The 15,122-nt window shown below is 59.1% G+C and carries 12 protein-coding genes and 1 riboswitch; of the genes, 11 read left to right on the top strand and 1 reads right to left on the bottom strand.

The window, feature by feature from the left end:
• Positions 1-6: 6 nt before the first annotated feature.
• Positions 7-636: a type 1 periplasmic-binding domain-containing protein gene (locus ABD735_RS07300; RefSeq protein WP_344804843.1), complete on the bottom strand. Its 630-nt coding sequence runs from the start codon at positions 634-636 to the stop codon at positions 7-9.
• Positions 637-939: 303 nt separating this feature from the next.
• Positions 940-1,164: riboswitch (cobalamin riboswitch) on the top strand.
• A gap of 176 nt (positions 1,165-1,340) precedes the next feature.
• On the opposite strand from ABD735_RS07300, the gene ABD735_RS07305 reads away from it, so the two are divergent.
• The 11 genes from ABD735_RS07305 to bluB are packed head-to-tail and all read left to right on the top strand — an operon-like array spanning position 1,341 to position 15,114.
• Positions 1,341-3,170 carry a TonB-dependent receptor plug domain-containing protein gene (locus ABD735_RS07305; protein ID WP_344804845.1) on the top strand — a complete coding sequence of 610 codons (1,830 nt, stop codon included), beginning with the start codon at positions 1,341-1,343 and terminating at the stop codon, positions 3,168-3,170.
• A gap of 55 nt (positions 3,171-3,225) precedes the next feature.
• Positions 3,226-4,125, top strand: a complete 900-nt coding sequence (locus ABD735_RS07310) for a cobalamin-binding protein (protein ID WP_344804847.1) — start codon at positions 3,226-3,228, stop codon at positions 4,123-4,125.
• 18 nt (positions 4,126-4,143) lie between these two features.
• Complete coding sequence (locus tag ABD735_RS07315; RefSeq protein WP_425548591.1) at positions 4,144-5,103, top strand: FecCD family ABC transporter permease; 960 nt, start codon at positions 4,144-4,146, stop codon at positions 5,101-5,103.
• On the top strand, positions 5,103-5,894 hold the full coding sequence (locus tag ABD735_RS07320) for an ABC transporter ATP-binding protein (RefSeq protein ID WP_344804851.1): 792 nt from the start codon (positions 5,103-5,105) through the stop codon (positions 5,892-5,894). Before ABD735_RS07315 ends, ABD735_RS07320 begins: the two co-directional genes overlap by 1 nt.
• Positions 5,891-7,249, top strand: coding sequence for a cobyrinic acid a,c-diamide synthase CobB (locus ABD735_RS07325; RefSeq protein WP_344804853.1), 1,359 nt, complete (start codon positions 5,891-5,893; stop codon positions 7,247-7,249). Before ABD735_RS07320 ends, ABD735_RS07325 begins: the two co-directional genes overlap by 4 nt.
• Complete coding sequence (gene cobO / locus ABD735_RS07330; protein ID WP_344804855.1) at positions 7,242-7,853, top strand: cob(I)yrinic acid a,c-diamide adenosyltransferase; 612 nt, start codon at positions 7,242-7,244, stop codon at positions 7,851-7,853. Before ABD735_RS07325 ends, cobO begins: the two co-directional genes overlap by 8 nt.
• Positions 7,854-7,863: 10 nt before the next feature.
• Complete coding sequence (locus ABD735_RS07335) at positions 7,864-9,321, top strand: cobyric acid synthase (protein ID WP_344804857.1); 1,458 nt, start codon at positions 7,864-7,866, stop codon at positions 9,319-9,321.
• The gene (locus ABD735_RS07340) at positions 9,314-13,636 is read left to right on the top strand and encodes a cobaltochelatase subunit CobN (RefSeq protein ID WP_344804859.1); all 4,323 of its coding nucleotides are present in this window, start codon (positions 9,314-9,316) and stop codon (positions 13,634-13,636) included. The genes ABD735_RS07335 and ABD735_RS07340 overlap by 8 nt, the downstream gene beginning before the upstream one ends.
• Positions 13,626-14,081: a MotA/TolQ/ExbB proton channel family protein gene (locus tag ABD735_RS07345; RefSeq protein ID WP_344804862.1), complete on the top strand. Its 456-nt coding sequence runs from the start codon at positions 13,626-13,628 to the stop codon at positions 14,079-14,081. The genes ABD735_RS07340 and ABD735_RS07345 overlap by 11 nt, the downstream gene beginning before the upstream one ends.
• Positions 14,078-14,395 carry a DUF2149 domain-containing protein gene (locus tag ABD735_RS07350; RefSeq protein ID WP_344804864.1) on the top strand — a complete coding sequence of 106 codons (318 nt, stop codon included), beginning with the start codon at positions 14,078-14,080 and terminating at the stop codon, positions 14,393-14,395. The genes ABD735_RS07345 and ABD735_RS07350 overlap by 4 nt, the downstream gene beginning before the upstream one ends.
• Positions 14,392-15,114: a 5,6-dimethylbenzimidazole synthase gene (gene bluB / locus ABD735_RS07355; RefSeq protein ID WP_344804866.1), complete on the top strand. Its 723-nt coding sequence runs from the start codon at positions 14,392-14,394 to the stop codon at positions 15,112-15,114. Before ABD735_RS07350 ends, bluB begins: the two co-directional genes overlap by 4 nt.
• The last annotated feature ends 8 nt before the right edge of the window (positions 15,115-15,122 follow it).

Here is a 15,122-nt window from a genome sequence, read left to right on the forward strand (position 1 = left end):
AGGATCTTACCGCTGCGCCACATCAAGCAGTCCGTCAGCCAACAGATAGCCGGCCTGGCGGTCGTCGGAGACTAGATGACCAATCCAGTGGCGGAATTTCTCTCGCGGCTCACCGAATAGCCGTCGCTCATCCTCATGAATATCGCTCAGAATGATCATGCTTTTGACGCCGGCCTTTTCGGCCTGTTTCAATATGCGGTGCCCCGTATCCCGCATATTGAGGAAAACGAGATAGTCTGGCCGTTCGCTGCCCTCCAGGACCTGAGTCGCCGCGTTCACGTAGGAAAATCGACTGGTGATATCTTCCTGGCTCTGATAAGACACCACAAGCTTCATGCCCAGCTGGTCGGCACCATGGCGCATGAGGCGGGTGACTTTTTTCCAGAAGATGTTGTCGGGAGTGGCCGGATTGAGAAAGGCGATGGTGGCCTGCGGCGTCTCTGCCAGCGCTGCCGATCCGCCAGCGAGCATCAAGCTGAGCGCCATGACGACATACATGAGGCTTTGATCGTAAGACCGAAGCCGAAGATCGACAATTGGAGCGCTGAGCTCCCTGATCATATGCAATCCGAACAAGGCAATGCCTCCCTGCCACTTGTCGAATGGGTCGAGCAAGCGCTTGTTGTTTGGGCGCATTGTATGGCTGATGGACGAGCAGTACCGTGACCTCTTCCATGAGGTGAAAAAAAGGAAGCGCTGGAAGCGCCCCCTGCGACGTGGCAATACCAAGGTGTGAGCAGGCGACCTGAGGCGAACTACTGAGTGAGACCCTGCCGCATGGGTGTACCGAGATAAGGAGAAGTCTATGGCAGGGGGATAGTCCGGACTATCAGGCAGGGGGTTGAAAATTCGGCCTTGGTTCATCCCTTTGGCCGATATGAGCGCGCGATGATCAGCTGAACGCTCATATTTGGATTGACCCCACATGAACTCGTTGTTAGCCTTGCCGCACTTTCAGGTGTCCTCATGCAATGCGTATGAGGGTGAAACGGGAAGCTGGTGCCTCTGTCGATTCGACAGATTAGTCCAGCGCTGCCCCCGCAACGGTAATTGAGTTAACCCTGATCAAATGCACCACTGTACCGCAGGTATGGGAAGGTGATCAGTGGAGGACGTTCGCGTCTGCTCAAGAGCCCGGAGACCGGCCTGTCAGCAAGGCATCCTGCTGTCTACCCAAAGGGAAGACTCAGCGATGTCATCACCATGCGTTGCGGTGGGCAATGGTCTGGTGGGTGCAATCGAGCCCGCTGCTCAGTTCGCAACAAGCCCGCCATACTTGCCACCGTAGCTTTAGACACCATCGTGCGGGCGTGCACGATTTAGCTGGGTAAGTATTGTCCATGTCGAAGTTTTCCAGATTTCCTGTCCTCGCCTTTTCAGGCATTTCTTTCTGTTCCCTCTCTGCAACAGCCACTGCCGAATCTTCCCCTGCGCAAGGCACTGAAGGGCTGAGACTCGAGCCTATGGTGGTCACCGCCAATCTATCAAACCAGACGGTGGGCGAAAGTCTGTCGTCAGTGACCGTTATCGATGAAGATGAAATAGCGCGTCAGCAGCCTCTCGGTTTCTCCGGTCTGCTGCGTGGTCAGCCAGGGGTCGATGTGGCAGGCAATGGCAGTTTCGGAAAGTCGACCAGTGTCTTCACTCGTGGCACTGGCAGCGAATCTACCGTGCTTCTGCTCGATGGTGTTCGCGTACGCTCAGCAACCGCTGGAGGCGCGCCCTGGGCGTTCATCCCACCTGAAATGCTTGAACGGGTCGAAATCGTTCGCGGCTCTCGCAGTACGCTCTATGGTGCCGATGCGGTTGGCGGGGTGGTGCAGGCCTTCACTCATTCAGCGAGCGGAGCACCGGAAGGTTGGGTGAATCTCGGCGCTGGGGACTATGACACGACGAAACTCGGCGCGGGCTTGGCGGGGGAATACGGGCGTACACACTTCAGCCTGGCCGCCAATCAGTTCCGGACTGACGGTGTGGCACTCGCAGAAGGCGGGGATCACAAAGGTTATGAGAATAACTCCGGTATCGCAAGACTGGGGCATGTTCTGGAGAACGGTTACGGTGCCAACCTTCTGCTATTTAGAGCAGAAGGCGAGTCGGCATTCGATGGCGGGGAAACGGAATTTGCCGTTCAGACGGCTGCGCTCACACTGGATGCGCCACTCACCGATACCTGGCTCAGTCGACTTCAGCTGGCGCAGTCGCTCGACGACAGCGATAACCAGCTTGATGATGAAGCACCGACGACCTTCGATACCGAGACGAAGAGCGCGCGCTGGGAGAATCATATCGATGTCGGCGCTCATCAGATGATCGTCGGCGGCGAGTTCCTCGTGGATGAGGTCGAGAGTACGACAGACTACGCAGAAAGCAGTCGCGATAACGCTGCAATATTCGGCATGGTACTGCTGGACTTCGGTGCACCAGAGATCCAGCTCAGTTTGAGAACAGACGATAACGAGGCGTACGGCCGCCACAATACTGGTGCGCTGGCGCTCGGTTATGCGCTCGATGAGGCTCACCGTTTACGAGCAAGCTATCGCACCTCATTCAGGGCTCCAACCTTCAATGATCTGTATTTTCCGGATTTCGGCAATGCCATGCTCGAGCCCGAAACCGCTGATGCTTATGAAGTTGGCGCCAGTGGCCATTACGACTCCTGGTTCTGGGACGTCGCAGTGTATCAAAACGACGTCGAGAACCTGATTGCCTTCGTGTCACAGGGCGGCGTGTTCGCACCCTACAATGTCGACGAAGCACGGATACGTGGCCTGGAACTCAGCGCCGGCGCTGAGCTCGGTGACTGGACCGTAAAGGCGGCCGCCTCGTTCATGGATCCACGTAATCTCGCCACCGATAACCGCATTCGGCGCCGAAGCGGCAAACAGTTGCGGCTCGATGTCGATCGTGACATCGCCGCCGCCTATGTCGGCGCGACTGTGAAAGCCCAGGGCTATCGCTATGACGACGCGGACAATGAAGACCGCATACCGGGCTTTGCCACACTGGATCTCAGAGCCGGCTGGGCCTTCACCCAGGATTGGACTGCACGTGTCACCGTCGAAAACGTGCTGGACAAGACGTACGCTACGGCAAGACGCTTTGGCGGTCTCGATTACATCAATGCGGGGCGTATGGCGCTGCTGACGGTACAATACGATTTCCACTAAGGCGAACGCTGGTGACCACCTGGTCGCCGTCCCTCTTAAACCCCGGAGCCTGGTTATGTCGACATCTTTCAGCTTGGCTCTGGCAGGACTTGTCGGGCTTCTGCCGACCTTGGCGGTGCCGTCGGTGCTGGCAGCAGAGCGCTGCGCCGTCGACGATATGGACCGCAAGGTCTGTATCGAAGCGCCTGCGGCTCGCATTGCGACGCTGTCGCCTGGCGCTACCGAGCTGGTCTATGCCGCCGGTGCGGGGGAAAAGGTGGTCGCGGTGGTCTCGCATAGTGACTATCCGCCTGCTGCGAAGCAGGTTCAGTCAGTGGGGAGTCATACCAGGCTCGATCTCGAGGCACTCGTCGCCTTGAAGCCGGACCTGCTGATTGGCTGGACTACGGGCAACCCGAGTGAGCAGGTGGACAAGCTTGAAGCACTTGGGCTAACCCTGTTCTTCATCGAGCCCAGAGATTTCGAAGGCGTAGCCACGGCTATAGAACGTCTCGCACTGCTCTTTGGTACGGCGTCCGAGGGAGACGCAGTAGCCGCACATTTCCGCGAGGGAATTGCTGAGCTGGCCAGGCGTTACAAGGATGTTGCGCCCGTCGAGGTGTTTTACCAGGTGTGGGATGAGCCGCTGATGACCGTGAATGATGAGCACCTGATCGGCAAAGTACTGACGCTCTGTGGTGGCCGGAATGTGTTCGGCGGTCTCGATCGGCTCGTACCCAGGATCGATATCGAAGCGGTACTCGCCAGCAATCCCGAAGTGATTATCGCCGGTGGCATGGGCGAGGAAAATCCTCAATGGCTGACGCCCTGGGGGACCTACGAACATCTGAAAGCCGTGAAACAGGACAACCTGTTCTTCGTACCACCATCGCTCATCCAGCGGCCGACCCCGAGACTGCTTGAGGGCAGTCAGGTGGTCTGTGAAAAGTTGGAGCAAGCGCGTGCCCGTCGTTGAGCCATGCCCATGCGCAGGATGATTCTCCCGCTGGCTATCCTGGCGATATTGTCGGTACTCGCACTGCTGTTATCGGTATTGGTAGGCAGCTCGTCATTGCCGCTAGCGGATATTCAGGCTGCGATATTTGAAGACGGGGATGCACTGGCGAAAACGCTGGTGCTGGAGTTACGCCTGCCCCGATCGCTCGCTGCCTTTGCGACAGGTGGATTACTGGCGGTAGCCGGCGCATTGATGCAGGTGCTACTACGAAATCCATTGGCCGACCCCTATGTGCTGGGTATATCCGGGGGAGCTGCAGTTGGTGCGCTTCTCGCCATGATCGGTGGTATGGGGGGCTTCATCGTGTCCGGATCCGCCTTTGCCGGCGCACTGTTGTCGACGATGCTGGTCTTCGGATTGGCTCACGGTAGCGGCAGCTGGACGCCATCGCGCCTTTTACTGACAGGCGTGGTCGTGGCCGCAGGCTGGGGGGCTGTGATCACGCTGATGCTGGCGCTGAGCCCCGCGAGCCGACTCCCGGGCATGTTGTACTGGCTGATGGGCGATCTCTCGTACGCCAGAACACCCTGGTATGCGCTTGCAATCCTGCTAGCCACCTGTGTTTGCGTTATTCCCCTCGGCCGCAGCCTCAATGTCCTGGCGCGAGGCCCCTTGCAGGCAGCGGCGCTTGGCGTAGCTGTCAGGCCAATGGAGTGGGGCATCTATGTGGCCGCGAGTCTGCTCACTGCGGTGGCCGTCACGACAGCAGGCAGCATCGGATTTGTCGGTCTGGTCGTGCCACATATGCTTCGGTTGATGCTGGGCAATGATCAGCGTCTGATTCTTCCTGCCTGCGCGTTGGCCGGCGGCATCCTTCTGACGCTGGCAGACACACTCGCACGCACAGTCATTGCGCCAGAGCAGTTGCCGGTTGGCGTGATTACAGCGCTGCTCGGCGTACCTGCCTTTCTGATCCTCCTGCACAGGAGCCGATGATGAGTCGCCTGTCAGTCGAAAATCTGATCATTGATATTCCGGGCCGCTCCGATGGCAGGGCCTTGAGCTTCGAGGTCGAGTCCGGACAGATCTGGGGCGTCCTTGGTCCCAATGGTGCTGGGAAAACCACGCTTCTGCACACCTTGGCCGGACTGAGAACCCCGCGTTCGGGCCAGGTGCTATTGGGTAAAGAGCCACTGGCAGCCCTTGGCCGTCGTGCTGTCGCCCGCAAGCTCGGACTGGTGTTTCAGGAGCGTCATGACGATTTTCCGGCCACTGTGCTGGAGACTGCGCTCATTGGTCGGCATCCCTATCTGTCGCCCTGGCAGATGGAGCAGGCGGAGGATGTTCGTCTGGCGGCCGCAGCGCTGACTCGGCTCGATGTGGATCATCTGCAGCATCGTCTGCTACACACCCTGTCTGGCGGCGAGCGTCAACGAGTAGCTATCGCGACCGTGCTGACGCAGGCACCGGGTATCTGGCTGGCCGACGAGCCAACCAACCATCTCGACCTGCATCACCAGACTGAAACCATGGCCCTGCTGGCCGAAGAGGCGGAGTGTGGCCGAGCGATCGTGCTGTGCCTGCACGACCTGAATCTGGCTGCTCGCTGGTGCGATCATATTCTGTTGCTGTACCCGGACGGAGAAGCCTGCTGGGGCCCGGCCGACAGTATTCTGGTGACGGGGGCGCTCGAACGTCTCTATGGTCAGCGTCTGGCCAGTGCCGAAATCAATGGGTCACAGGTCTTCATGCCGGTGAGTGACCGTCCTGAGAGGAAAAGATCTTGAGCGATGAGCGTACAGGCACGTCAAACAATATAGCCGGCGAGGCTGCGGCAGCACTGATCACCGCGCCGGGCTCGGGTCAAGGCAAGTCAATGATCACCGCGGCACTTGCCCGGCTGCATCGCAATGCGGGCCGAAAGGTGAGGGTATTCAAACATGGGCCTGACTACCTCGACCCCATGGTGCTGGCGCTGGCCTCCGGACAGCCAGTCTACCAGTTGCACCCCTGGATGACAGGGGAGGCAGAGTGTCGCTGGCGTCTGGCAGAAGCGGCACGCGATGCCGATATCATCCTGGTCGAAGGGTCCATGGGGCTCTTTGATGGCGATCCATCGAGTGCCGATCTGGCGGTACTGGCAGGCATTCCCGCGATTCCAGTCATAGATGCCCGAGGCATGGCCCAAACCTTTGGTGCCGTCGCACTTGGACTCGCCAGCTTTCGTAGTGATGTTCCGGTTCATGAAGTCATCGCCAATCGTGTCGGCAGTGCTCGCCATGCTGCCATGCTCGAAGAGAGCCTGTCTCAAGGCATCAGTCTGCTGGGCGCAGTGCCGCGAAGTGACGCGATGTCGATACCCGATCGGCATCTCGGACTGGTGCAGGCGAGTGAGCTGGCCGACCTTGATGCGAAGCTCGATGCCGCAGCTGCGGTGCTGGCTGAAGCTGGACTCGACCGCTTGCCGGCTCAGGTGAGTCTGACAGCGGAAGCACCCGCAGTGGCACCCCGACTTTTGGAAGGTGTCCGCATTGCCATAGCCCGCGACGCAGCTTTTGCCTTTATATATCCAGCCAACCTGGATTTGTTGAGGGCAATGGGCGCCGAACTGCACTTTTTTTCGCCACTGATCGACCGGGTACTGCCGATAGTTGATGCCCTTTGGCTGCCAGGCGGTTATCCAGAGCTACACGGGACGACGCTGGCTGCTAACAAGGACATGCTGGCGGCCATCAGGACATTTCATTCAGACGGCAGAGCCATCCTCGCTGAATGCGGCGGATTGATGTATTGCACGCAGGTCCTGGTAGACAAGAGCAGTCGTCGGCACGAACTACTGGGATTGATGCCAGGTGAAGCACGAATGGCCGACAAACTGACGGCCCTCGGGCTCCAGAGCGTGAAGCTCAACGGCCATGAACTCCGTGGCCACACCTATCATCATTCCGTACTAGACACGCCCAGCCAGCCGCTGGCGCATGCCTGCAAGCTGGCTGGTGCCGAAGCAGAGCCGGTATTCCGGATAGGCGGGCTCACAGCCAGTTATTTCCACGGCTACTTTCCCTCAGCACCAGAACTGGTGGCCGCTATCTTTCGCGGTCAGCCGCTCAACACTCAAACAGGAGAAACAGGACATGCGTGAAGACGCCAAAACCCCGGAACGCCATGCGCGTCGCATGGCTGCCAAACAGAAAATCATGCAGGCGCGCATCGATAATGCGCAGAAAGAGCAGGGTGTCCTGCTCGTGCTGACTGGGCCAGGCAAGGGCAAGAGTAGCTCTGGCTTCGGAATGGTGGCGCGAGCCCTTGGGCACGGCATGAAGGTCGGCGTCGTTCAGTTCATCAAAGGTGCCTTCAGCACAGGAGAGCAGGCCTTCTTCAAGAATCTTCCCAATGTGGACTATCACGTCATGGGTCAGGGCTACACCTGGGATACCCAGGATCGCGAAAAAGACGTCAAGGCCGCGACCGAAGCGTGGGCCATCGTGGCGAAAATGCTCGCTGACGACAGCTACGACATGATACTGCTCGATGAACTGAATATCGCGCTGCGCTACGAATATCTGGATCTCGATTCGGTGCTCGATGACCTCCAGGCCAGGCCATCGAAGCAGCACGTCATTGTCACTGGTCGCAACGCGCCGCAACAGTTGATCGACCTCGCCGACACCGTGACCGAGATGAAGGTGGTCAAACACGCCTTCAAGGACCAGGGCATCAAGGCCCAGAAAGGCCTGGAGCTCTAGCGCCGCGAACATGACGACATTGATGATACAGGGCACCACCTCGGATGCCGGCAAGACCACAGTGGTCGCTGCACTATGCCGGTGGCTGGCACGACAGGGCGTCGCCGTAGCACCATTCAAGCCGCAAAACATGGCGTTAAATAGTGCAGTGACCGTGGATGGTGGAGAGATCGGTCGGTCCACCGCGCTGCAGGCACTGGCTTGCGGCATCGAGCCACACAGCGACATGAATCCTGTCCTGCTGAAACCGCAGAGCGATTGCGGCGCCCAGGTCATACTGCGCGGCAAGGTCTACGGCAATATGGATGCGATCGATTATCATGCCTACAAAGCCGAGGCCATGCAGTCTGTGATCGAGGCCTGGCAGGCCTTGAGCAGTCGGTACGATGTCATTATCGCTGAAGGCGCAGGCAGTCCTGCAGAAATCAATCTGCGTGCCAACGACATTGCCAATATGGGCTTTGCAGAAGCCGTCGACTGCCCCGTATTGCTGGTGGGCGATATCGACCGCGGTGGGGTGTTCGCGCAGCTCGTCGGCACGCTCGAGCTCTTGTCCGAAACGGAAAGGCTGCGAACGAAGGGGTTCATCATCAACCGTTTCCGCGGTGATATCTCGCTACTCGAACCTGGCCTCGACTGGCTCACCGAACGAACCGCCAAGCCAGTATTCGGCGTGCTGCCATACCTGCACGGACTGATCATCGATGCCGAGGATAGCGTCGGTACCAGTGGTAGCAGTGAGCGGGGTGCGCTGAAAGTTGTTGTGCCGGTGCTGCCACGCATCAGCAACCACAACGATTTCGATCCTTTGCGGCTGCACCCGGGCGTTGATCTCATCTTCGTGGGTCCTGACCAGCCCATCCCGTCGGCAGACGTGATTGTACTGCCTGGCAGCAAGAGCACCTGCCACGATCTGGTCTGGCTGAAGCAGCAAGGCTGGCCGAAAGTCATTGCACGACATTTGCGATACGGCGGCCGGGTGTTCGGCATTTGCGGTGGGTTCCAGATGCTCGGCACGTCTGTCGAGGATCCAGACGGGCTCGAGGGTGAAGCAGGTCTGGTCGAGGGCCTGGGTCTGCTGGCCATGGCCACACGAATGGTGGCGGGAAAGCAGCTGAGAACGGTTCAGGGCACTCTGCGGCTTGGCGGTAGCGAAACAGCTGTCAGCGGCTATGAAATGCATAACGGTGTGTCCAGCGGCGTAGCGCTCGAATGCCCCTTCGCCATGATCAGCAATGGTCCGGATGGCGCCATTAGCCAGGATGCACAGGTCATGGGGACTTACATGCACGGCGTGTTCGATGAACCCGAAGCGTGCGCCGCGATCCTTCAGGCGCTTGGGCTCGGCAGTCAACAGGTCTCGGTCGATTATCATACTCATCGGCAGCGCCAGCTTGATCGTCTTGCCGATGCGGTTGAAGCCAGCCTCGACGTCAATCAATTACGGAGCTTACTGAATCTTGTCTGAATTCAAACGACTCACCATGCGGGCCTGTCGAGGCCTGATGCTCATGCTCGGCTTGTTGATGTCCGGTATTGCCACAGCACAAACGCTGTTCGGCATCGTGTCCGAGCGGTCGGCGCCCTCACTGGCTTCAGGTGCGGATGAATTCGCCAAGGCGCATCCGGGCCATCGACTCATCTTGCGCACAACGAGCCAGTTGGCTGAGCTGACCGATACAGAGCTGGGTGAGCTCATGGACAAAGCAGACGCAATCTTGCTGGCGGCTGTATTTGGCGAGGATATTGTCCCAAGGCTGTCGCGCCTCCTCGATGCGCGCGACAACCATAAAATGCTGCTCGCCGTTCACTCGGACCGTCGTCTCGTCGAGCGTTCGATTATCGATGGTGTGACTGTCTTTTCAGGGCTCGATCCAGATGATATCGAGTTGCTGCATGGCGGGCCAGGGCCTGAGAACGATCCTGTGGACCACAGAGCCGGACTGTCCAGCAAGTTTCCCCGGCAGGCTCGATGGCTTGAAGGGCAGGCCTACTGGGAGGGCCGGGGCAGCGATAACCTGGCGGCACTGCTAGGCTGGCTGCTGACACTCGAATCACCAGATCCCCGTCCCCTGGCGCAATTGCGGATCTATCAACACGGCAATATAGTAAATACGCCGGTGCTCGCAGATGAAAAACCTCTGATCGCTGTACTCGATCTGGACTCTGGCGATGAAGCCGGGAACAGGGCACTGCACGACCAGTTGTGTAAGGCCATCGAGCAGCGGGGTCTGCAGTGTATGGGGCTGCTGGCTCGCTGGGGTGTTGCCAGCCGCGACGCGCTGGAGAGCCTGTCAGCTTTTCCGCAGCTGGCGGGTATCGTCAGCCTGCAGGACTTTGTCATCGGTGGCGGTGGGGAGCGCGAGGCAGCCATTGCCGCGCTTGAAGCGCTGGACGTCCCGCTGTACAAGGGCATCCGCCTGGCCGAGCGAACGGTTGACCAATGGCGGATCTCGGAAGATGGTATGCCCTGGGAATCCGTCAACTACCAACTGGCCATGCCTGAGCTGCAAGGCGCGTCCCAGCCCCTATTGCTATCCGCCGCAGGTCAGCCACAACTCCATCAGGCAAGCGGCCTGCGGCTCCAGATCAGTGAGCCGATCGCTGAGCAGATTACACATCTGGCCGAGCGGGTCGAGCGTTGGCGTCGGCTGCAAAAGTTGCCGAACTCGGAAAAGCGTCTGGCGGTGATCTATTACAATCATCCGCCCGGCCGACACAATATCGGCGCAGACAATCTGGATGTACCCGCGTCGCTTTGGGATCTCCTCCATAGCCTGAAAAATGAAGGGTATGACACTGGCAGTCTGCCTGAATCCCCTGAGGCACTGCTATCGCTGATACAGGCACGCGGCATCAATCTACCCGAAAACCGTCAGGCCATGAAGGCGCTGTCGGGAAAGGTCGAAAGCCTCGATATCGACGCCTACAGGCAGTATTTCAATACGCTCCCGCCTGCGGTGCAGCACGAAATGACACACGGCCCCCTCGGCTATCTTCAGGTCCAACTGCGGAGGGCTGAACAGATGGGTGAAGTCGAACTAGGCCGTCGCTTGATGGATCGTACACTCGGTGATCTTCATCATCTGCTCGAGGGCACCGATCATTCGGCAAGACCCAGAGCACTTGATCTGCTCGATCAACTGAAGGTGCTTGACGCCGCCTTGCTGGAAGGCAAATCCAGCGACTGGTCTGCGGCGCGGGAGCTCGTGGAAGCTCTCTCAGCGCTGGGCATCGAAGGTATCAGGGGCTGGGGTGAACCACCGGGCAGGAGCATGACGATAGAGGACCGTATGCTCTTCCCAGGCCTGCGCTTCGGCAAGATCTTCATAGGTCCGCAACCGCCACGTGGCTGGGAGCTGAATGAGGAACTGTTACATGCCAATACCACCATCCCGCCAACCCACCAATATCTTGGTTTCTACCATTGGCTGCGTAACGAGTTCAGCGCCGATGCGATCGTGCATCTCGGCCGACATTCGACGTTTGAGTTCTTACCACGGCGACGCGCGGCCATGGGCGCAGACGATTACCCGACACTCATCGCAGGCGATGTGCCCGGCATCTATCCCTATATCGTCGACGGCGTAGGTGAGGGTATTCAGGCCAAGCGTCGTGGCCTGGCGGTGATGGTAGATCATCTCACGCCGCCGTTGAAGACAACGCCGCTCTACGACGAGTTGCTTGAACTGAGGCAGCTGGTGGAAAGCTGGGAGTCTGCGACAGCGGGGAGTAGTTCCACCCTGGCCACTCGTGCCATGTCTCGAATACGTCAAACGGTGGAAGCACTCGAGTTGCAGGATGAACTCATCGGCACCATCGCAGAAGAACATGGCATCGACGGACTCACCTACGACAACGTCGATGAGGCGATGCTGGTGCACGAAATAGGCCATTACCTGACCGATCTGCAGGAGGCGTTCATGCCGCATGGCCTGCACGTCTTTGGACGGGACTGGTCAGCGGCATCTATAGACCTGATGCTTGAATCGATGGGCGACAGTGCTGCTCGCGAGGCCCTGACCACGTCGCCGAAAGCCGAGCGCACAGCGCTATTGTCGGCGCTGAATGGTCGCTTCGTGAAGCCGGGCAAGGGCAACGATCCCATTCGCTCGCCTGAATCGCTTCCGACAGGCCGCAACTTCCATGCCCTCGATGGCGGCGTTATGCCGACCAGACTCGCCTATGGCCTGGGCCTTGAGCTGGCAGTCACTGCTCGTGCTGACGACAGCTCGGATGGCCGATCTGCAGTGGTACTCTGGGCGTCGGATACCGTTCGCGACGAGGGTGCCATGGTGGCTTTCGGGATGGGTTTGCTTGGTATCAGGCCAGTCTGGAACAGCCGTGGGATCGTGTCCGGTCTGGAACGAGTCGATGTCGATCATGACAACCCACGGCGCGACGTGCTTTTTACCACCTCAGGCTTGTTTCGTGATCTATACCCGAACCTGCTCGTCTGGCTCGACCGTGCCGTGCTGCTCGCGCTCGACGGGGCCAGTCAGACCATCCGCTCCGAGCATCCTGACCTGGCGGAAGCTCTGGAAGGTGCGCTCGCGCCACTAGGCGAATTCCGCAAACCAGGCCTGGAGTCCCTCGCTGCTAACGAGGTCGCCAGGAATTGGGTCTCGGAGGCGCGCCAGTCGTTAGAGGCCGACTTGAGCCCCAAGGCCGCGGGACGCGCTGCCAGCCTGCGCCTGTTTGGCGATGCACCAGGTGCCTATGGCGCGGGCGTCAACCGCCTGGTCGAACGGTCCGGGGCGTGGTCCGAACGCAGCGAAGTCGCCGCCGCCTACCTGCAGCGAATGGGACATGCCTACGGTATCGATCAATCTGGAACAGCCCAGCATGCCAGCTTCCGCCAGAGCCTCAGCAAGGTTCGCCAGACCTACCTCGGCCGCGCCAGCAACCTGTATGGTCTGATGGATAATAACGACGCTTTCGATTATCTCGGCGGGCTCAGTCTCGCAGTGGAAACGATCAGTGGGACAGCGCCAGACGGCAGGGTCATTGAACATGCCGACGCCGATAACGCGTCTATTGAACGCCTCGATGTCGCACTCTTGCAGGAACTTCGCGGGCGCTATCTCAATCCGGCCTGGATAAAACCACTCATGACACATGATTATGCCGGTGCGCGCACGATGGGCAGCGAGTTCCTGGAGTATCTCTGGGGGTGGCAGGTGACCAATCCCGACATCATCGAGAGCTGGGTCTGGGATGAGGTCAAGGCTGTCTACCTCGATGATTCGCATCAGTTGGGTCTCGATGACTTTCTTGAGCAAGGACACAATGTTCACGTCAAGGCCAATATGGAGGCGCTCATGCTGGTGGCGGCGCACAAGGGCTTCTGGCAGGCCGACGATGGCACGCTCGATCAACTTGCTGAACAGTTCGCACAACACGTTGTCGCCAACGGGCTGCCAGGCAGCGGGCATACCCGACCGGACCATCCAATGCTCGACTGGATAGAGCCAAGGCTCGACGAAACCTTGAAACAGCAACTGCGCGAGGTGAGGGCGGCAGCCAGACAGCCCCAACCCGTTTCAGAACGACAGCCTGTGAGCATTACCGAAATCAAGGTCGCCGATTCGCCGTCAGACGCTGCCGAAGCAAAAGACCAGTCTTCAGGCGAGGAGCCTGCCGATTTGCCAGCGCCAACTGAGCCTCTCAGAGTCTGGATACTGGCCATCATGCTGTTGCTTCTGTTGATGGGCGGCATTTACCACGGTACGCGCGTTCGCGCTACTGGAGCCATCACGCAGCGGAGTAGACATGAGCATTGATATCCTGAGCCAGATCACTCATCTGTTCGTCGCCTGGCTGCTGGCGCCAGTGCTATTACTATTGATTGCCGCAGTGGCGCTAGCCATCTGGGAAGCAGGCATCGGACTTGGTGAGCGCTGGTGGACACTGCCGCGCCTGCAACGGGTAGGCAGTGCTGAAGCCGTCGCCGCGCTCGGCCGGCGCAGAATCGAGCGCGCCGATCTGCTCGCCCGTGTTGGCCCAATGCTGGGCCTGATGGGCACGCTCATTCCCCTCGGGCCTGGGCTCGCCGCGCTGGGACGTGGTGAGCTGGAAGTGTTGGCAGAAGCGGTCACCGTCGCCTTCGATACCACAGTCATGGGCCTGCTCATCGGTATCGTTGGTTTCATACTCGCCCGGCTTCGCAGACGCTGGTACGACCAGGCGCTCGATATCCTTGAAATGAACGATCGAGCGGTGACATGACGGGGCGCCAGCGCAATCTGCTCAGAAGCCGCTTCGATGGCGAAAGCGAAGAGCCGCTCGGCCCCCTGGCCAATCTCGTCGACATCATGCTGGTGTTTGCCTGCGGGCTGATCGCCGCGCTTTTTGCCAGCAGCGATCAATTGCAGGCCCATCTCGAACAGCGTACCCAGATCGTCCAGCAAGGTCGCGAATTGCCAACGCTACCTGAAAGCCTGGGCGAAGCCGGAAGGGGTTTCGAACCCATGGGGCAGGTGTATCGGGACCCAAAGACAGGCAAACTCATTCTGATCGGCGAAGAGGCCACAGCACCATGACCCAGGACGTCAATACACCCTTCGACGAAGCTGAAATGCGAGGGCTCTATCGTGCGATTCGCGAGCGCCGCGACGTGCGCTCACAATTCCTGCCAGACCCGATACCGGCCGAGGTGCTGGCGCGCCTGCTACTGGCCGCGCATCATGCCCCCTCCGTCGGCTTCATGCAGCCCTGGGATTTTATCGTCATTGACAGTTTGACCACTCGCCGTTCGGTACTGGACATTTTCGATCGTGAGAATGAGAAGGCTGCGCAGAATTACAGTGATGCGCGCGCTACGAAATATCGTTCTCTGAAACTTCAGGGCATTCTCGAGAGCCCCATCAATCTCTGCATCACCTGCGACCGTAGTCGTGGCGGTACACATGTGCTGGGTCGACATTCGATCGTCGACACTGATCTCTTCAGCACCTGTCTCGCCGTGCAGAACCTGTGGCTGGCGGCCCGGGCCGAAGGAATTGGTGTTGGCTGGGTCAGTATCCTCGACCAACAGCAATTGTCCGATACACTCAAGCTACCGCCTGAAGTGTATCCACTGGCGTATCTCTGCGTCGGCTATGTCAGCGAGTTTCTCGACCAGCCAGAATTGCAGGCGAAAGGTTGGCGAGAACGTCTGCCGCTCGATCGCCTGGTCCACGCCAACACCTGGGGCGCGTCGATCGAAGATGAATCACTGAATACCGCTATCAGAAACTGCTCAGCCGAGGTCAAAGCTTGATCTGCGTG

It is taken from the genome of Allohahella marinimesophila (assembly GCF_039538005.1).
Classification (GTDB): Bacteria; Pseudomonadota; Gammaproteobacteria; order Pseudomonadales; family Oleiphilaceae; genus Allohahella; species Allohahella marinimesophila.

Excerpts from the sequence above, each read along its gene's own strand:
- ABD735_RS07310 (WP_344804847.1), top strand. The coding sequence starts at position 3,226 with ATGTCGACATCTTTCAGCTTGGCTCTGGCAGGACTTGTCGGGCTTCTG.
- ABD735_RS07305 (WP_344804845.1), top strand. The coding sequence starts at position 1,341 with ATGTCGAAGTTTTCCAGATTTCCTGTCCTCGCCTTTTCAGGCATTTCT.
- ABD735_RS07335 (WP_344804857.1), top strand. The coding sequence starts at position 7,864 with ATGACGACATTGATGATACAGGGCACCACCTCGGATGCCGGCAAGACC.
- ABD735_RS07300 (WP_344804843.1), bottom strand. The coding sequence starts at position 636 with ATGCGCCCAAACAACAAGCGCTTGCTCGACCCATTCGACAAGTGGCAG.
- cobO (WP_344804855.1), top strand. The coding sequence starts at position 7,242 with ATGCGTGAAGACGCCAAAACCCCGGAACGCCATGCGCGTCGCATGGCT.
- ABD735_RS07345 (WP_344804862.1), top strand. The coding sequence starts at position 13,626 with ATGAGCATTGATATCCTGAGCCAGATCACTCATCTGTTCGTCGCCTGG.
- ABD735_RS07315 (WP_425548591.1), top strand. The coding sequence starts at position 4,144 with ATGATTCTCCCGCTGGCTATCCTGGCGATATTGTCGGTACTCGCACTG.
- ABD735_RS07320 (WP_344804851.1), top strand. The coding sequence starts at position 5,103 with ATGAGTCGCCTGTCAGTCGAAAATCTGATCATTGATATTCCGGGCCGC.
- ABD735_RS07350 (WP_344804864.1), top strand. The coding sequence starts at position 14,078 with ATGACGGGGCGCCAGCGCAATCTGCTCAGAAGCCGCTTCGATGGCGAA.
- bluB (WP_344804866.1), top strand. The coding sequence starts at position 14,392 with ATGACCCAGGACGTCAATACACCCTTCGACGAAGCTGAAATGCGAGGG.